The sequence below is a fragment of the Pseudomonas sp. IT-P260 genome, from assembly GCF_949768395.1.
Lineage (GTDB): Bacteria > Pseudomonadota > Gammaproteobacteria > Pseudomonadales > Pseudomonadaceae > Aquipseudomonas > Aquipseudomonas parakoreensis.
Window position 1 is genome coordinate 115,287 of record NZ_CATKPO010000005.1, and the last position, 17,129, is coordinate 132,415.

At 60.3% G+C, this 17,129-nt stretch carries 15 protein-coding genes; all 15 read right to left on the reverse strand.

Annotated features, from left to right (window positions below; genetic code table 11):
* Positions 1-4: 4 nt before the first annotated feature.
* Positions 5-1,858 carry an NADH-quinone oxidoreductase subunit L gene (gene nuoL, locus ACM6HV_RS04305; protein ID WP_095666946.1) on the reverse strand — a complete coding sequence of 618 codons (1,854 nt, stop codon included), beginning with the start codon at positions 1,856-1,858 and terminating at the stop codon, positions 5-7.
* Entirely contained in the window at positions 1,855-2,163 is a 309-nt protein-coding gene (gene nuoK / locus ACM6HV_RS04310) for an NADH-quinone oxidoreductase subunit NuoK (protein ID WP_003180046.1), read from the reverse strand. The genes nuoL and nuoK overlap by 4 nt, the downstream gene beginning before the upstream one ends.
* 3 nt (positions 2,164-2,166) lie before the next feature.
* Positions 2,167-2,667, reverse strand: a complete 501-nt coding sequence (nuoJ, locus tag ACM6HV_RS04315; RefSeq protein ID WP_041073216.1) for an NADH-quinone oxidoreductase subunit J — start codon at positions 2,665-2,667, stop codon at positions 2,167-2,169.
* 9 nt (positions 2,668-2,676) lie between these two features.
* Positions 2,677-3,225 carry an NADH-quinone oxidoreductase subunit NuoI gene (nuoI, locus tag ACM6HV_RS04320; protein WP_003223795.1) on the reverse strand — a complete coding sequence of 183 codons (549 nt, stop codon included), beginning with the start codon at positions 3,223-3,225 and terminating at the stop codon, positions 2,677-2,679.
* An 11-nt stretch (positions 3,226-3,236) separates the two neighbouring features.
* On the reverse strand, positions 3,237-4,244 hold the full coding sequence (gene nuoH, locus ACM6HV_RS04325) for an NADH-quinone oxidoreductase subunit NuoH (RefSeq protein ID WP_007964859.1): 1,008 nt from the start codon (positions 4,242-4,244) through the stop codon (positions 3,237-3,239).
* On the reverse strand, positions 4,241-6,955 hold the full coding sequence (gene nuoG / locus ACM6HV_RS04330; RefSeq protein ID WP_145596669.1) for an NADH-quinone oxidoreductase subunit NuoG: 2,715 nt from the start codon (positions 6,953-6,955) through the stop codon (positions 4,241-4,243). Before nuoG ends, nuoH begins: the two co-directional genes overlap by 4 nt.
* 136 nt (positions 6,956-7,091) lie before the next feature.
* Positions 7,092-8,447, reverse strand: a complete 1,356-nt coding sequence (gene nuoF, locus ACM6HV_RS04335) for an NADH-quinone oxidoreductase subunit NuoF (protein WP_027614663.1) — start codon at positions 8,445-8,447, stop codon at positions 7,092-7,094.
* Positions 8,444-8,941 carry an NADH-quinone oxidoreductase subunit NuoE gene (nuoE, locus tag ACM6HV_RS04340; protein ID WP_007946422.1) on the reverse strand — a complete coding sequence of 166 codons (498 nt, stop codon included), beginning with the start codon at positions 8,939-8,941 and terminating at the stop codon, positions 8,444-8,446. The genes nuoF and nuoE overlap by 4 nt, the downstream gene beginning before the upstream one ends.
* 2 nt (positions 8,942-8,943) lie before the next feature.
* Positions 8,944-10,728 (reverse strand): NADH-quinone oxidoreductase subunit C/D, encoded by a 1,785-nt coding sequence (gene nuoC, locus ACM6HV_RS04345; protein ID WP_041073225.1) that lies wholly within the window; start codon positions 10,726-10,728, stop codon positions 8,944-8,946.
* A gap of 69 nt (positions 10,729-10,797) precedes the next feature.
* The gene (locus ACM6HV_RS04350) at positions 10,798-11,472 is read right to left on the reverse strand and encodes a NuoB/complex I 20 kDa subunit family protein (protein WP_003223809.1); all 675 of its coding nucleotides are present in this window, start codon (positions 11,470-11,472) and stop codon (positions 10,798-10,800) included.
* A gap of 10 nt (positions 11,473-11,482) precedes the next feature.
* Positions 11,483-11,896 (reverse strand): NADH-quinone oxidoreductase subunit A, encoded by a 414-nt coding sequence (locus ACM6HV_RS04355; protein ID WP_003223812.1) that lies wholly within the window; start codon positions 11,894-11,896, stop codon positions 11,483-11,485.
* 746 nt (positions 11,897-12,642) lie between these two features.
* A complete protein-coding gene (gene aceA / locus ACM6HV_RS04360; protein ID WP_145596671.1) occupies positions 12,643-13,968 on the reverse strand; it encodes an isocitrate lyase in 1,326 nt (441 codons plus the stop codon).
* Between the two features lie 473 nt (positions 13,969-14,441).
* Complete coding sequence (locus tag ACM6HV_RS04365) at positions 14,442-15,203, reverse strand: secretin N-terminal domain-containing protein (protein ID WP_041073230.1); 762 nt, start codon at positions 15,201-15,203, stop codon at positions 14,442-14,444.
* Between the two features lie 333 nt (positions 15,204-15,536).
* Positions 15,537-15,962: a GNAT family N-acetyltransferase gene (locus tag ACM6HV_RS04370; protein WP_003223818.1), complete on the reverse strand. Its 426-nt coding sequence runs from the start codon at positions 15,960-15,962 to the stop codon at positions 15,537-15,539.
* On the reverse strand, positions 15,955-17,127 hold the full coding sequence (locus ACM6HV_RS04375; protein ID WP_041073232.1) for a cupin domain-containing protein: 1,173 nt from the start codon (positions 17,125-17,127) through the stop codon (positions 15,955-15,957). The genes ACM6HV_RS04370 and ACM6HV_RS04375 overlap by 8 nt, the downstream gene beginning before the upstream one ends.
* Positions 17,128-17,129: the final 2 nt, after the last annotated feature.

Here is a 17,129-nt window from a genome sequence, read left to right on the forward strand (position 1 = left end):
CATATCAGACCGCTACCAGCACGATGGCGCCGATCACCAGCACGGCACCAGCAGCCATCGAGGCGGCATACCAACGCAGTTGACCGGTCTCGGTGCGGCTCAGGGCGGTGTGACCGCCTTTGGCCATACGCGGGATCAGACCGATGGTCTGGTCGAGCGGGTCTCTGCGCAGTACATGGCTGATCGCAAGGTACGGCTTGACGAACAGTTTGTCGTAGATCCAGTCGAAGCCCCAGGCAGCGAACCACCAGGCCGAAAGGAAACGGCCGATGCCGCTGTTGGCGATCGCGGTCACGAAGCGACGCTTGCCGAGGAACAGCAGGGCCGCCAGCAGGATACCGGCCAGAGCGATGGCGCCCGAGGCGATTTCCAGACTGTGCTTGGCTTCGCCACCGGCATGGCCGACGCTCTCCGGCAGTACGCCGTGCAGCGGCGGTACGATCATCGCGCCGACGAAAGTCGACAGCACGATCAGCACCGACAGCGGCAGCCAGTGAGCGATGCCGTGACCGGCGTGGGCTTCGGTCTTGGCTTCACCGTGGAACGTGATGAAGATCAGGCGGAAGGTGTACAGCGACGTCATGAACGCACCGACCAGACCGGCGTAAAGCAGACCGTGGTTGCCGCTGGCGAACGCTTCCCAAAGGATTTCGTCCTTGGAGTAGAAGCCTGCGGTGACCAGTGGCAGGGCGGCCAGTGCAGCACCACCGACGATGAAGCTGGCGTAGGCCAGTGGCAGTTTTTTCCACAGACCGCCCATCTTGAAGATGTTCTGCTCGTGGTGGCAGGCAACGATCACCGCACCGGAAGCAAGGAACAGCAGGGCCTTGAAGAAGGCGTGGGTCATCAGGTGGAAAATCGCGCCATCCCAAGCACCCACGCCCAGCGCCAGGAACATGTAGCCGATCTGGCTCATGGTCGAGTAGGCGAGGATACGTTTGATGTCGGTCTGTACCAGGGCGGCGAAACCTGCGAGAACCAGCGTCACACCGCCAACGATGCCGACCAGGTGAAGGATTTCCGGCGCCAGGGTGAACAGACCGTGGGTACGGGCGATCAGGTAGACACCGGCGGTCACCATGGTTGCAGCGTGGATCAGTGCCGATACCGGGGTCGGACCGGCCATCGCGTCCGCGAGCCAGGTTTGCAGCGGCAGTTGCGCCGATTTACCGACCGCACCACCCAGCAGCATCAGGGTCGCCAGGGTGATCCAGAAGTCGCCGGCCTGGAATTTCTGCGGTGCCAGCACCAGCAGTTCCTGGATGTTCAGCGTGCCCACTTGCTGGAACAGGATGAACAGGCCGATGGCCATGAACACGTCGCCGATCCGGGTCACGATGAAGGCCTTGAGTGCGGCGTTACCGTTGTTGCGGTTGCTGTAGTAGAAACCGATCAACAGGTACGAGCACAGGCCCACGCCTTCCCAGCCGAAGTACAGGAACAACAGGTTATCGCCGAGCACCAGGAACAGCATGCTGGCGATAAACAGGTTGGTGTACGAGAAGAAGCGCGAGTAACCCGCTTCGCCGCGCATGTACCAGGACGCGAACAGGTGGATCAGGAAACCCACGCCCACCACCACGCCGAGCATGGTGATCGACAGGCCGTCGATGTAGAGGGCGAAGTCAGGCTTGAAACCTTCGACCGCCATCCACTTCCACAGCACCAGCGTGTAGTGACCGCCCTCGGGAGGCGCGACGTTGAATTGCCAGATGACGTAGGCGGCGACAATCGCCGACAAGCCAATGGAACCCACGCCGATCAGCGCCGAGAGGTTTTCCGACCAGCGTCCACGGGAGAACGACAGCAGCAGGAAACCGATCAGAGGGAATACAAAAGTCAGAAAGATTAGGTTCATCCGCGCATCTCACTGGCAGCGTCGATATCGAGCGTGTGGAAGCGGCGATACAGTTGCAGCAGGATCGCCAGGCCAATACTGGCTTCGGCGGCTGCCAGGCTGATCACCAGGATGAACATGATCTGTCCATCCGGTTGCGCCCAGCGGGCGCCAGCGACGATGAAGGCCAGGGCAGAGGCGTTCATCATCACTTCCAGACTCATCAACACGAACAAAATGTTGCGGCGGACCATCAGGCCGACCAGACCAAGGCAGAACAGGATGCCGGCAACGGCCAATCCATGCTCGAGAGGGATAGCAGGCATGTCTTACTCCTTCGCCTCGTTACGGCCCAAATGGAACGCCGTGACGGCTGCGGCGAGCAGCAGCATCGAGGCGAGTTCGACCACCAGCAGATACGGGCCGAACAGGCTGACGCCCACGGCTTTTGCATCGACGGTGGTGTGGCCGATGGCCTGACCGCTCTGGTGAGCGAACAGCACATACAGCAGTTCGGCCAGCAGCAGGGCGGCGAGAATCACCGGTCCTGCCCAGATGCCGGGCTTGAGCCAGCTGCGTTCCTGCTGAACCGAGGCGGGACCCAGGTTCAGCATCATCACCACGAACACGAACAGCACCATGATGGCGCCGGCGTAGGCGATCACTTCCAGCACGCCGGCGAACGGCGCGCCGAGGGCGAAGAAGGTCATGGCCACGGCGATCAACGAGATGATCAGGTAGAGCAGGGCGTGCACAGGGTTGGTGTTGGTGACCACACGAAGCGTGGACACAACCGCGATACCCGATGCGAAATAGAAAGCGAATTCCATCGTTCTTCCTTAAGGCAGCAAGCTCTTCACGTTGATCGGTTCGGCTTCGTTCTGCGCGGAGCCTTTCGGCTTGCCAGCGATTGCCATACCTGCAACACGATAGAAGTTGTAATCAGGGTTTTTGCCGGGGCCGGAGATCAAAAGATCTTCTTTCTCGTACACCAGGTCCTGACGTTTGAACTCGGCCATCTCGAAATCCGGCGTCAGCTGGATCGCGGTGGTCGGACAGGCTTCCTCGCAGAGACCGCAGAAAATGCAGCGCGAGAAGTTGATACGGAAGAAGTCCGGGTACCAGCGACCGTCTTCGGTTTCAGCTTTCTGCAGCGAGATGCAACCTACCGGGCAAGCCACGGCGCACAGGTTGCAGGCTACGCAACGTTCTTCGCCATCGGGGTCACGGGTCAGGACGATGCGACCACGGTAGCGTGGTGGCAGGTAGACCGGCTCTTCCGGGTATTGCAGGGTGTCGCGCTTGCGAAAGCCATGGCCGAAGACCATGACCAGGCTGCGCAACTGGGTACCGGTACCCTTAACGATGTCGCCAATATATTTGAACATGGGTCAAATCCTCACTGAACCGCAACCGCAGGTGTGTTCCACAACACAACCGCAGCGGTTATCAGCAAATTGATCAGGGTCAGTGGCAGGCAGAATTTCCAGCTGAAATCCATCACCTGGTCATAACGCGGACGCGGGATCGATGCGCGCAGCAGGATGAACAGCATGATGAAGAACGCGGTCTTCAGTGCGAACCAGACGAAGGACAGTTGCGGCAGGATGCCGAACGGACCGTGCCAGCCACCGAAGAACAGGGTGACCAGCAGCGCCGAGATCAGGATGATGCCGATGTATTCACCGACGAAGAACATGCCCCATTTCATACCGGCGTATTCAATGTGGTAACCGTCGGCCAGTTCCTGTTCCGCTTCCGGCTGGTCGAACGGGTGACGGTGAGTCACGGCGACGCCAGCGATGAAGAAGGTACAGAAGCCGAAGAACTGCGGAATGATGAACCACAGGTTCTGCGCCTGGTACTCGACGATGTCGCGCATGTTGAACGAGCCGACCTGCACCACGATGCCCATCAGGGCCAGGCCCATGAACACTTCGTAGGACACGGTCTGCGCCGAAGCACGCAAGCTGCCGAGCAGGGCGAACTTGTTGTTGCTCGACCAGCCGGCGAACAGCACCGCGTAGACCGACAGACCGGCCATGGCGAAGAAGAACAGCAGGCCGATGTTCAGATCCGCCACGCCCCAGGTCGGGGTGATCGGGATGATCGCGAAGGCGATCAGCAGGGCGGACATGGCCACCACCGGTGCCAGGGTGAAGATCACCTTGTCGGCAAACGGCGGGGTCCAGTCTTCCTTGAAGAACATCTTCAGCATGTCGGCGGCGATCTGGAACATGCCGAACGGGCCAACGCGATTCGGACCGTAACGGTCTTGCCACCAGCCCAGCAGGCGACGTTCGACAAAGCTGAGCAACGCGCCCGCGACCACAACGGCCAGCAGAATCACGATGGCTTTGATGACCGTCAGGATCACATCGATCACTTCAGGGGTGAACCAGGTCATTGCGCTGCCTCCTGCAGACCGTCGACGGACAGGCCGGCGAATGCCGGTGGAATGCCGGCGATGCCCGCAGGCAAGGCCACCAGACCAGCGCCCAGTTCTTCATTGATGCGCAGCGGCAGACGCAGGGTCTGGCCGGCCACGTTCAGGCTCAGCAGAGCACCGTCGTTGACACCCAGGCGATCCGCTTCGGATTTGGCCAGCGCCACGTACGGAGCCGGGATGCGTTCTTGTACCGGCGCGGCTTTCGACGAGTTTTCGTCGCTGCCGAACAGGTGATAGAACGGCACGGCTTGCCAGGTGCCCGGTGCCGGGTTGAACGCACGCGGTGCGGCAGCGAACCAGTTCAGCGAATCACCGGTGCTTTCGATCAGGCGAGTGCCCGGGTCGCCAGCACGCAGGTGACCACCGACTTCGTCCTGGAACTTGTTCCAGGCTTGCGGCGAGTTCCAGCCCGGCGACCAGGCGAATGGCACCTGCTGACGCGGTTCGGCCGAGCCCGAGTAACCTTCCATGGAGAAGGCGAACGCGGTGTCTTTGTCTTGCGGGGTTCGCGGTTCGTGAACGCTGATGTCGGCGCGCATCGCGGTGCGACCGGAATAACGCAGCGGCTCACGCGCCAGTTTCAGACCCTTGATGCGGAACGCGGCAGACGGCGCGGCATCGACGATACGCGCCAGTTGCTCGGTGCTCGACGCCACGGCAGCAGTGACGTGGTCGAGTTGCGTCCAGTCGATCGGCTGGTTCAGCAGGGTCGAGCGCAGGGCGTGCAGCCAGCGCCAGCCTTCGTGAACCAGGATGCTCGCATCCATGTATTGCGGATCGAAAACCTGGAAGAAGCGCTGGGCGCGGCCTTCCTGGCTGACCAGCGTACCGTCGCCTTCCGCGAAGCTCGCCGCTGGCAGGACCAGTTGCGCGCGATCGGTGGTGGCGGTTTTCTGGTGGTCGGCAACGATCACTACTTTCGCAGCGTTCAGCGCGGCATCGACCTTGGCTTTCGAGGTGCGGGTGTACAGATCGTTTTCCAGCACGACGATGGCGTCGGCCTTGCCATCGATCACGGCTTGCAGCGCCGCGTCGACCGATTCGCCACCGAGCATGGCCAGGCCGAGGCTGTTGGCTTCCGGCACGATCAGGCTGATCGAACCGTTCTTCTCGCGCAGCTTCAGGGCTTTGGCGATGTTCGCCGCGGCTTCGATCAAGGCTTTGGAACCCAGCGAAGTACCGGCGATGATCAGCGGACGCTTGGCCGCGAGCAGGGCGTCGGCGATGCGCTTGGCCAGTTCAAGGGCTTCGGCGTCCAGACCTTCAACGGCCGGGGCGCTGGCGTCCAGCGCGTGAGCCACGGCGAAACCGAGGCGTGCCAGGTCATCCGGAGCGGCGTGAACGCATTCTTCGGCAATGTCGTCGAGCTTGGTTTCGGCCAGGCTGGCAATGAACAGCGGGTTCAGTGCGTGCTGACCGATGTTCTTCACCGCAGCGTCGAGCCATGGCTGAACGCGCATGGCTTCGGCCATGTCTTCGGCCTTGCCCTTGACCGACTGACGCAGGGCCAGCGCCATACGGGCGGCGGTCTGGGTCAGGTCTTCACCGAGGACGAACACGGCGTCGTGGTCTTCGATGTCGCGCATGTTCGGCACGGGCAACGGGCTGTCTTTGAGCACTTGCAGGACCAGGCGGATGCGTTCCAGTTCGGAAGCTTCGATACCGGAGTAGAAGTGCTCGGCGCCGACCAGCTCGCGCAGTGCGTAGTTGCTTTCGAGGCTGGCCCGCGGCGAACCGATACCGACGATGTTGCGCCCGCGCAGCAGGTCAGCGGCTTTATCCAGCGCAGCGTCGACGCTCAGCTTGGTGCCGTCGGCCAGCAGCGGCTGACGTGGACGATCAGTGCGGTTGACGTAGCCATAACCGAAACGGCCACGGTCGCACAGGAAATACTGGTTCACCGAACCGTTGAAACGGTTTTCGATGCGACGCAGTTCGCCGTAACGCTCGCCCGGGGAGATGTTGCAACCGCTGGAGCAGCCGTGGCAGATGCTCGGCGAGAACTGCATGTCCCATTTACGGTTGTAGCGCTCGGAGTGCGTCTTGTCGGTGAACACACCGGTCGGGCAGACCTCGGTGAGGTTGCCGGAGAACTCGCTTTCGAGGGTGCCGTCTTCGACGCGACCGAAGTACACGTTGTCGTGGGCGCCGAATACACCGAGGTCGGTGCCGCCGGCGTAATCCTTGTAGAAACGCACGCAGCGGTAGCAGGCGATGCAGCGGTTCATTTCGTGGGAAATGAACGGGCCCAGTTGCTGGTTCTGGTGGGTGCGTTTGGTGAAGCGATAACGGCGCTCGTTGTGGCCGGTCATCACCGTCATGTCTTGCAGGTGGCAGTGACCGCCTTCCTCGCACACAGGGCAGTCGTGCGGGTGGTTGGTCATCAGCCATTCGACAACGCTGGCGCGGAACGCCTTGGATTCTTCATCGTCGATGGAGATCCAGGTGTTGTCGGTGGCAGGCGTCATGCAGGACATGACGATGCGACCACGGGTGTCGTTCTCGTCGGTGTACTGCTTGACCGCGCACTGGCGGCAGGCCCCGACGCTACCAAGCGCGGGGTGCCAGCAGAAATAAGGGATGTCGAGGCCCAGCGACAGACATGCCTGTAACAGGTTGTCTGCCCCGTCGACTTCGAGCGCTTTGCCGTCTACGTGGATAGTGGCCATGGTTCAAAGGTCTTCGTTGGCCCGGTGTCAGCGGGCGTGGCTAATGGAATCTTGTTATCCGTCCGAATCCAGTCAGCCCCGAAAGGCGTCATCGGACGAAAGGCGAAGGGCACGGACCCTTCGCCTTTTTAAGCGTTTACGCGCCGACTACGATCGGCCTTGCCAGAGGCGGGACGGCGGCGCTTGCAGGCGCAATACCGGCTTCGAACTCTGGACGGAAGTATTTGATGGCACTGCCCAACGGCTCCACGGCACCCGGTGCGTGAGCACAGAAGGTCTTGCCTGGGCCGAGGAAGCCGACCAGACCCAGCAGGGTCTCGATGTCGCCTGGCTGACCGCGGCCTTCTTCGATGGCCATCAAGAGCTTGACGCTCCATGGCAAGCCATCACGGCACGGGGTGCAGAAGCCGCAGGATTCGCGGGCGAAGAACTGCTCCATGTTGCGCAGCAGGGAGACCATGTTGACGCTGTCGTCCACCGCCATCGCCAGGCCGGTACCCATCCGGGTGCCCACTTTGGCGATGCCGCCGGCGTACATTTGTGCGTCGAGGTGTTCTGGCAACAGGAAACCGGTACCGGCGCCACCTGGCTGCCAGGCCTTGAGCTTGTAACCGTCGCGCATGCCGCCGGCGTAGTCTTCGAACAGCTCGCGGCCGGTAACGCCGAACGGCAGTTCCCACAGGCCAGGGTTCTTGACCTTGCCGGAGAAGCCCATGAGCTTGGTGCCCATGTCTTCGCTGCCTTCGCGGGCCAACGATTTGTACCAGTCAACGCCGTCGGCAATGATCGCCGGCACGTTGCACAGGGTTTCGACGTTGTTCACGCAGGTCGGCTTGCCCCACACGCCGACAGCGGCAGGGAAGGGCGGCTTGGAGCGCGGGTTGGCGCGGCGGCCTTCGAGGGAGTTGATCAGTGCGGTTTCTTCACCGCAGATGTAACGTCCGGCGCCGGTGTGGACGAACAGTTCGAAATCGAAACCGCTGCCCAGAATGTTCTTGCCCAGCAGGCCCGCAGCCTTGGCTTCTTCCACGGCACGATTCAAGTGCTTGGCGGCGGTGGTGTACTCGCCACGCAGGAAGATGTAGCCACGGTAGGTTTTCAGTGCGCGGGCACTGATCAGCATGCCTTCGATCAGCAGATGGGGCAGTTGCTCCATCAGCATGCGGTCTTTCCAGGTGTTCGGCTCCATTTCATCCGCGTTGCACAGCAGGTAGCGGATGTTGATGGATTCGTCCTTGGGCATCAGGCCCCACTTCACGCCAGTGGGGAAGCCTGCACCGCCGCGACCTTTGAGGCCGGCGTCTTTCACGGTCTGGACGATGTCGTCCTGGGCCATGTCGGCGAAGGCTTTGCGCGCAGCGGCGTAGCCGTTCTTGGCCTGGTATTCGTCGAGCCATACGGCTTCGCCGTCGTCACGCAGGCGCCAGGTCAGCGGGTGAGTCTCGGCCGAACGCTTGATGCGGTTGGCAGGACCAAAAGATGTCAGGGTCATACGTAGCCCTCGAGCAGTTTGGCCACGCCGGCAGGCTGTACGTCGCCAAAGGTGTCGTCGTCGATCATCAGCGCCGGTGCCTTGTCGCAGTTGCCGAGGCAGCAGACCGGCAGCAGGGTGAAACGACCGTCGGCGGTGGTCTGACCCAGGCCGATGCCCAGATTGCTCTGGATCTCGCTGACCACCGACTCGTGGCCGCCGATGTAGCAGACCATGCTGTCGCAGACGCGAATGATGTGGCGGCCGACCGGCTGACGGAAGATCTGGCTGTAGAACGTCGCCACACCTTCAACGTCGCTGGCCGGGATGCCGAGGATCTCGCCGATCGCGTACAGGGCGCCATCCGGCACCCAGCCGCGTTCTTTCTGAACGATCTTCAGGGCTTCGATCGACGCCGCGCGCGGGTCTTCGTAGTGATGCAGCTCGTGCTCGATGGCCGAGCGCTCGGTTTCACTCAAGGTGAAACGGTCTGTCTGGATAAGCGTGCTGTTCATGCTTAGCGGTCCACGTCGGCCATAACGAAGTCGATACTACCCAGGTACGCAATCAAGTCCGCGACCATGCTGCCTTTGATCACCGAAGGGATCTGTTGCAGATGCGCGAAGCTCGGAGTACGGATCCGGGTACGGTAGCTCATGGTGCCGCCGTCGCTCGTCAGGTAATAACTGTTGATGCCCTTGGTCGCTTCGATCATCTGGAAGGATTCGTTGGCCGGCATGACCGGGCCCCACGAAACCTGCAGGAAGTGCGTGATCAGGGTTTCGATGTGCTGCAGCGTGCGCTCTTTCGGCGGCGGCGTGGTCAGCGGGTGATCCGCCTTGTACGGGCCTTCCGGCATGTTGCGCAGGCACTGATCGATGATCTTGACGCTCTGGCGCATCTCTTCGACGCGCACCATGCAGCGGTCGTAGGCATCGCCGTTGGCAGCCAGCGGCACTTCGAACTCGAAGTTCTCGTAGCCGGAGTATGGACGCGCTTTACGCAGGTCGAAGTCGCAACCGGTGGAACGCAGGCCGGCACCGGTGACGCCCCATTCCAGCGCCTCTTTGGTGTTGTACTGGGCAACGCCGATGGTACGACCCTTGAGAATGCTGTTCTGCAGGGCGGCCTTGGTGTATTCGTCGAGGCGCTTTGGCAGCCATTCAACGAAGTCTTTCACCAGTTTTTCCCAGCCGCGTGGCAGGTCGTGGGCGACGCCGCCGATGCGGTACCAGGCCGGGTGCAGACGGAAACCGGTGATGGCTTCGATCACCGTGTACGCCTTCTGGCGGTCGGTGAAGGTGAAGAACACCGGAGTCATGGCGCCGACGTCCTGGATGTAGGTACCCAGGAACAGCAGGTGGCTGGTGATCCGGAAGAACTCGGCCATCATGATGCGGATGACGTCGACCTTCTCCGGCACCTTGATACCGGCCAGCTTCTCGACCGAGAGCACGTACGGCAGGTTGTTCATCACGCCGCCGAGGTAGTCGATACGGTCGGTGTACGGGATGAAACTGTGCCAGGACTGACGCTCGGCCATCTTCTCGGCGCCACGGTGGTGGTAACCGATGTCCGGCACGCAGTCGACGATCTCTTCACCGTCCAGCTGCAGAATGATGCGGAACGCACCGTGCGCCGAAGGGTGGTTCGGACCCAGGTTGAGGAACATGTAGTCCTCGTTGGCCCCGGAACGCTTCATGCCCCAGTCTTCAGGACGGAAGCGCGCGGCTTCTTCCTCAAGCTGTTGCTTGGCGAGGTTGAGGCTGAACGGATCGAATTCGGTGGCGCGCGCCGGGAAGTCCTTGCGCAGCGGGTGACCTTCCCAGGTCGGCGGCATCATGATGCGCGACAGGTGCGGGTGGCCTTTGAAGTCGATGCCGTACATGTCCCAGACTTCACGCTCGTACCAGTTGGCGTTCGGCCAGATGCTGGTGACGGTCGGCAAGCTCAGGTCGCTTTCGGACAAGGCGACTTTGATCATCACGTCACTATTACGCTCAAGCGACATGAGGTGATAGAACACGGTGAAGTCGGCGCCGCTTGGCAGCCCTTGACGCTTGGTGCGCAGACGCTCGTCCACGCCGTGCAGGTCATAGAGCATGACGTACGGCTTGGGCAGGTTGCGCAGGAAGGTCAGGACTTCGACGAGTCTGGCGCGCGCCACCCACAGCACCGGCATGCCGGTGCGGGTCGACTGAGCGGTGAACGCTTCGGCGCCAAAACGGTTGTTCAATTCGACGACCACATCCTGGTCGTCTGCCTTATAAGGCGGGATGTACAGAGCGCTGCCTGTAGTCATGGTTATTTTTTCGCTTTCGGTCAACGTAAAGAATGAAGCCAGCTTCTCGTTTCTTTGAAACAGACTGGATCAGACTTCGTCAGGGCTGCGCAGGTTGGTGACTGCGATTCGCTGTTCGCGGCGCTGTTCCTTTTGCGAAGGCATGTCGGCGCGATAAACGCCTTGGTCGCCAACGACCCAGGAAAGCGGACGACGCTCCTGTCCAATCGATTCCTGCAACAGCATCAAGCCTTGAAGGAATGCTTCTGGACGAGGCGGGCAGCCAGGTACGTAGACGTCAACGGGCAGGAACTTGTCCACCCCTTGAACCACGGAGTAGATGTCGTACATGCCACCGGAGTTGGCGCACGAACCCATGGAGATCACCCACTTCGGTTCGAGCATCTGCTCGTAGAGACGCTGAATGATCGGCGCCATCTTGATGAAGCAGGTACCGGCGATAACCATGAAGTCGGCCTGACGCGGTGATGCCCGGATAACTTCGGCGCCAAAGCGCGCGATGTCGTGGGGCGCCGTGAAGGCGGTGGTCATTTCCACGTAGCAGCACGAAAGGCCGAAGTTGTACGGCCACAGGGAGTTTTTACGCCCCCAGTTGACCGCGCCACTCAGCACGTCTTCGAGCTTGCCCATGAAAATGTTTTTGTGGACTTGATCCTCTAACGGATCGGAAACGGTTTCCCGTTCGCCAATCGGATACTGCTCGTTAGGAGCATCGGGGTCGATTCTGGTGAGATTGTATTGCATTGCCAAAGCCTCATTGTTTCAGCTTCGCCTGCCGCTTGCGACGAGCTTCCGGAGCCCAGTCAAGGGCGCCCACTCGGAACAGGTAGACAAGACCTGCCAACAGAATTGCTATGAAAACGAGAGCTTCGACGAATCCGGTCCAGCCGCTTTCGCGGACGGACACAGACCATGCAAAGAGAAAGAGGGCTTCGATATCGAAGATCACGAACAGCATCGCGACCAGATAGAATTTGGCTGAGAGCCGCAAGCGGGCGCCACCTGTAGGTAGCATGCCGGACTCGAACGGTTCGTTTTTGCTGCGGCCCCAGGCTTTTGACCCGAGGAGGCTGGAGACGCCAAGCATGAAGGCACACAGGCCGACGACACCCAGAAGGAAAATGGCAAAGCCCCAGTTGTGGGCCATGAGTCCTGTCGCTTCGGGCATGCTGGTAATCCTTAACAGAGAGCAAAGGTCTCTGAGCTTGATAAAGAAATAGGCAGTGACGATATGTCGCAGCAATCAATCGCGCTGATTTTATGGCTAAACACCCGGCAAGTAAAATTCCTATAGCGAAATTATTTATTGGAATAAGGACATAGCGAACCTCCGATGCCCTGCAGGCCATGCGTTGCGGGCATTAGCCGGGATTCTGCCAATTATGTTTTGTAGGAAATGTAACGAACATAGTTGTCGATAAATGATAATTAATATCGTTTGGAGTGGTTTTGTAACTGTTTAGCGGTGCAGTAAACAGAAAGTTGTCTTATATGCCCGTTACTGCAAGTAGCGGTGGCGAGCGTTTTAGCTGATTTTTGTGACGTCTATACCGCTCTGGGTCAATGTTTTGTCTCGCGGGCTGAAGATGAAACCTGTGGGAGCGAGCCTGCTCGCGAATGCGGTGGGTCAGTCGCCGCATGTGCAGGCTGACAATACGCTTTCGCGAGCAGGCTCGCTCCCACAAGGGTCGTTGCAGGATCTACCCATTGTAGGAGCTGCCGCAGGCTGCGATCTTTTGACTTTGCTTTTAAAAGACAAGATCAAAAAATCGCAGCCTGCGGCAGCTCCTACAGGGCGGGCGGTGGAATTCTGCGGGCAAAAAAACGCCCCGAACCAGTCGGGGCGTCAGTCTTGCGGCTTTGCGGTTAGCTTTTTATACGATCCGCAAAGGCCGTTTGCTCAGTGAAGTCGAATCAGTGGAACTGTTCTTCTTCGGTCGAACCGGTCAGCGCGGTGACCGAGGACGTGCCGCCCTGGATTACGGTGGTCATGTCGTCGAAGTAGCCGGTGCCCACTTCCTGCTGGTGAGCCACGAAGGTGTAGCCCTTGGCGGCGTCAGCGAATTCCTGCTCCTGCAGCTTCACGTAGGCAGTCATGTCGTTGCGGGCGTAGTCGTGCGCCAGGTTGAACATGCTGTGCCACATGTTGTGAATGCCGGCCAGGGTGATGAACTGGTGCTTGTAACCCATGGCGGACAGTTCGCGCTGGAACTTGGCGATGGTCGCGTCGTCCAGGTTTTTCTTCCAGTTGAAGGAAGGCGAGCAGTTGTACGACAGGATCTGGTCCGGGTATTCCTTTTTGATCGCTTCGGCGAAGCGACGGGCTTCTTCCAGGTCCGGCTTGGCGGTTTCGCACCAGATCAGGTCGGCGTACGGTGCGTAGGCCAGGCCACGGGCGATGGCCTGGTCCAGACCGGCGCGAACCTTGTAGAAGCCTTCCTGGGTACGGGTGCCAGTCACGAACGGCTGGTCGTACGGGTCGCAGTCGGAAGTCAGCAGGTCGGCAGCGTTGGCGTCGGTACGGGCCAGGATAATGGTCGGTACACCGGCAACGTCGGCAGCCAGACGAGCAGCGGTCAGCTTCTGCACGGCTTCCTGAGTTGGAACCAGCACCTTGCCGCCCATGTGGCCGCACTTCTTCACGGAAGCCAGTTGGTCTTCGAAGTGCACGCCGGCGGCGCCTGCTTCGATCATGCTCTTCATCAGTTCGTAGGCGTTCAGTACGCCGCCGAAACCGGCTTCGGCGTCAGCCACGATCGGCGCGAAGTAGTCGATATAGCCTTCGTCGCCCGGGTTCTTGCCGGCTTTCCACTGGATCTGGTCAGCGCGACGGAACGAGTTGTTGATGCGCTTGACCACGGTTGGCACCGAGTCCACCGGGTACAGCGACTGGTCCGGGTACATCGATTCTGCGGAGTTGTTGTCTGCAGCCACCTGCCAGCCCGACAGGTAGATCGCCTGGATACCGGCCTTGACCTGCTGAACAGCCTGGCCGCCGGTGAGGGCGCCCATGCAGTTGACGAAATCTTTCTCTGGGCGGAAGGACGGCTTGGCACCCTGAGTCACCAGGTTCCACAGCTTCTCGGCGCCCATTTTTGCAAGGGTGTGCTCAGGTTGAACCGAGCCACGCAGACGGACGACGTCAGCAGCGGAGTAAGTGCGAGTCACGCCTTTCCAGCGCGGGTTTTCAGCCCAGTCTTTTTCAAGGGCTGCAATTTGCTGTTCGCGTGTCAGTGCCATGGAGATAAACCTCGTCGCGTCTTTATGAAAAGTTGTTCTGCGGTGGAAAATTCCTGCGCTCGCTGACCAGAAGCTTAGGCGGTCAGGTCGGGTTCGGCGGGGTAGGCGACGGGATGAACGATGGGCTCGAGGGGAAGTGAGCAGGTAGTGGCGGACTGCGGGCGCATTCGGGCGTCGTGGGCCTTTATACGTTCTACAGCGTGAAGCCGGGTTACCTAATTACGCTTCCGTCCCTCGGGACAACTTCGTTCCAGTCGGCAACCTCGTCAAACACACCTTGTGGGCGGTACAGACACGAAGCGGTTCGCGGGGTAGGTGCGGACGTCGCTTCGAAGGCCCTTGCCAGGGCCTCTGATTAGCGGGAGCGAGGCCATCATGCCTTCGCTTTTTTGGCTCGTCAAACGTTTTGTAGTGCTTTTTTTCAAGCACTACATCTTTCGTCTAATACGACTAATCAGTCAGTTTTCGGTGCTTTAGTCCAGGGCGTCGACTTTCACCCTCAAGGTCATGTCATCCCGGCCTTGAGTCGAGTAGCTGCGGGTCAGCCCCTGTTTGTCGGCCTGAGTCTGGCGATTCACCCCAGCGAGAGTGATCCATTCGCCCAAGCGTCCGCTGACCGTTGTGTCGGTACTTTGCACGTTCACTACATCGGGACGTTCCTGGCTCATGCGGTCACGGTTGGTACTGATTGCCAGGTGAACGATGTCGCCGGTGACGCTCGCGGTCACGTAGAAACCCTGGGTGACGTTGCGGTATTGCGTCTGGCTGCTGTAATCGCCGTAGGAGTTGGTCTGGCTGCTGGTGATCGGCACACTTTGACCGACTTGAATCAGCGCCGGCATGCCGTCGGTGGCTTGCACCTGTTGCACGCCGCCATCACGGCTGGCGGTGCTGCGGCTGATGATGCGGGTCTGGTTCGGCTGGGCGCCGTTGACCGAGTAGCCTTCATCGCCACGGTCGTTGTTTTCATTGGTATCGACCGTGATCAGCAGGCGTTTGGGCGCAGTGTCGAGTTGAGTGATCAGCGCCTTGAGTTCCTGGATCTTGTCCGGCTCGGCTTTGATGATCAGTTGATTGCCATAGGCGCTGACCTGGCCGTCCTTGCCGATGAAGTCCTGCGCCATGGGCAGCATATCGGCGCTAGTGCGGTAATTGAGGGGCACGATTTCTGTGGCTGCCATCACCGAAAAACTGCAGCCGAGCAGCAGGGTGGTGAGCAGGGTGCGTAGGGACATGTCCGTTATCTCCGCTTTCGAAAGGCTTGATAGTGCCAGTTTGTCGGCCCGGGGTGGGGCAAGTTGAATCGTAGACAGCAAAACGCCCCGGCATCCGAAAATGGCGGGGCGTTTTGAGAGGGCGCTCAAGGGCCTTTGTGGTGAGGGGATTTATCCCCGATGGGCTGCGAAGCAGACCTGAAATTTTGGGGCCGCTCCGCGACCCATCGGGGATAAATCCCCTCGCCACAGGATCTCCAGAGATCACAAAATCCCCAGAGATAACAGGATCTCCAGAGATCACAGGATCTCCAGAAACCACAAAATCTCCGGAGATCACAGAATCACTGCAACTCAAGCCGAATGCCGAACCATATCGACATGCGGAATCCCGGCTTCGAGGAATTCCTCACTGACCAGGCTAAAGCCCAGGCGCTCATAGAACGCCGTGGCCTGCACCTGCGCGCTGAGCATTTGCTGCTGCAGGCCGCGGGCTTCGGCTTCGGCGATGACCGCCTGCATCAGCGCATCACCCACCTTCATCCCGCGCCAGTCCTTCAGTACCGACACCCGGCCAATGTGCCCGTCGGGCAGCAGGCGCGCGGTACCGATCGGAAAGTCACCTTCGAACGCCAGAAAATGCACGGCGGTCGCGTCATCGGCGTCCCATTCAAGCTCGGGTGGCACCGATTGTTCGGCGATGAACACCGTTTCACGAATGCGCCGGATCTCGGCGTTGTCCTTTTGCCAGTCTGCGACACGTACGCGAATCTTATTCATCGGCAAATCCCAGGCTGCCCTGTTTGACCAGCTCACACAGCAGGCCGCGACCGTCTTCGTCGTTCAGCCATTCGCCGAGGTTGTCGACGTGCAGCGCATCGGCGGCGCAGATCATCTTCAACAGCTCGCGCAGCTTGCCCGGCAGGTAACGGCTCTGACCGCTGGCGAAAAGCAGCAGATCGTCATCGACTTCCGACCAGGCCAGGCGCGCGCTCGGGTTGCGGATCAGCACTGCGCCGTCCTGCAGCGCGTTGAGGAAGTCGTCTTCTTCAACGTCTTCCGGACCGACCACCAGTTCCGGGTAGCGCGGTTCGGTCATGTACTGGCCGAACCAGGTCAGCAGCAGACGCTCGTCGCTCATGTGCTCGGCGAGCAGGCTTTTCAGGCGGCCGAGTGCGTCGTGCTGGATCTGATGCGGATCATCGCTGACCGGTTTCGCATCGGCGTCGGTGTAGCGTTCTTCGTCAGTCAGGAACTGGCTGAGGAAGTCAGTGAAATGGGTCAGCACTTCAGAAGCGCTCGGCGCGCGGAAGCCGACCGAGTAGGTCATGCAGTTGTCCACGGCGACGCCGCAATGGGCCAGACGCGGTGGCAGATAGAGCATGTCGCCCGGTTCCAGCACCCATTCTTCGGTTTCGTGGAATTCGGCGAGGATGCGCAGATCCGCATGTTGCAGCAGCGGGCTTTCGGAGTCGCACATCTGGCCGATCTTCCAGTTGCGCTTGCCGTGGCCTTGCAGCAGGAACACGTCGTAGTTATCGAAGTGCGGACCGACGCTGCCACCCGGGGCGGCGAAGCTGATCATCACGTCATCGACGCGCCAGCTCGGCAGGAAGCGGAAGTTTTCCAGCAGTTCGCTGACTTCCGGGACGAATTGATCAACGGCCTGAACGAGCAAAGTCCACTCTTTTTCCGGCAGTTTGCTGAATTCGTCTTCGGCGAACGGGCCGCGACGCAGCTCCCACGGGCGCTCGCCGTGTTCGATCACCAGGCGCGACTCGACCTCTTCTTCCAGGGCCAGGCCGGCCAGTTCGTCGGCGTCGATCGGGCTTTCGAAGTCAGGGATGGCCTGACGGATCAGCAGCGGCTTTTTCTGCCAGTAATCGCGCATGAATTCGCGCGCCGTAAGACCGCCCAGAAGTTGAAGAGGAGTATCAGGATTCATGT

Excerpts from the sequence above, each read along its gene's own strand:
- nuoL (WP_095666946.1), bottom strand. The coding sequence starts at position 1,858 with ATGAACCTAATCTTTCTGACTTTTGTATTCCCTCTGATCGGTTTCCTG.
- nuoK (WP_003180046.1), bottom strand. The coding sequence starts at position 2,163 with ATGCCTGCTATCCCTCTCGAGCATGGATTGGCCGTTGCCGGCATCCTG.
- nuoJ (WP_041073216.1), bottom strand. The coding sequence starts at position 2,667 with ATGGAATTCGCTTTCTATTTCGCATCGGGTATCGCGGTTGTGTCCACG.
- nuoI (WP_003223795.1), bottom strand. The coding sequence starts at position 3,225 with ATGTTCAAATATATTGGCGACATCGTTAAGGGTACCGGTACCCAGTTG.
- nuoH (WP_007964859.1), bottom strand. The coding sequence starts at position 4,244 with ATGACCTGGTTCACCCCTGAAGTGATCGATGTGATCCTGACGGTCATC.
- nuoG (WP_145596669.1), bottom strand. The coding sequence starts at position 6,955 with ATGGCCACTATCCACGTAGACGGCAAAGCGCTCGAAGTCGACGGGGCA.
- nuoF (WP_027614663.1), bottom strand. The coding sequence starts at position 8,447 with ATGACCCTGACATCTTTTGGTCCTGCCAACCGCATCAAGCGTTCGGCC.
- nuoE (WP_007946422.1), bottom strand. The coding sequence starts at position 8,941 with ATGAACAGCACGCTTATCCAGACAGACCGTTTCACCTTGAGTGAAACC.
- nuoC (WP_041073225.1), bottom strand. The coding sequence starts at position 10,728 with ATGACTACAGGCAGCGCTCTGTACATCCCGCCTTATAAGGCAGACGAC.
- ACM6HV_RS04350 (WP_003223809.1), bottom strand. The coding sequence starts at position 11,472 with ATGCAATACAATCTCACCAGAATCGACCCCGATGCTCCTAACGAGCAG.
- ACM6HV_RS04355 (WP_003223812.1), bottom strand. The coding sequence starts at position 11,896 with ATGCCCGAAGCGACAGGACTCATGGCCCACAACTGGGGCTTTGCCATT.
- aceA (WP_145596671.1), bottom strand. The coding sequence starts at position 13,968 with ATGGCACTGACACGCGAACAGCAAATTGCAGCCCTTGAAAAAGACTGG.
- ACM6HV_RS04365 (WP_041073230.1), bottom strand. The coding sequence starts at position 15,203 with ATGTCCCTACGCACCCTGCTCACCACCCTGCTGCTCGGCTGCAGTTTT.
- ACM6HV_RS04370 (WP_003223818.1), bottom strand. The coding sequence starts at position 15,962 with ATGAATAAGATTCGCGTACGTGTCGCAGACTGGCAAAAGGACAACGCC.
- ACM6HV_RS04375 (WP_041073232.1), bottom strand. The coding sequence starts at position 17,127 with ATGAATCCTGATACTCCTCTTCAACTTCTGGGCGGTCTTACGGCGCGC.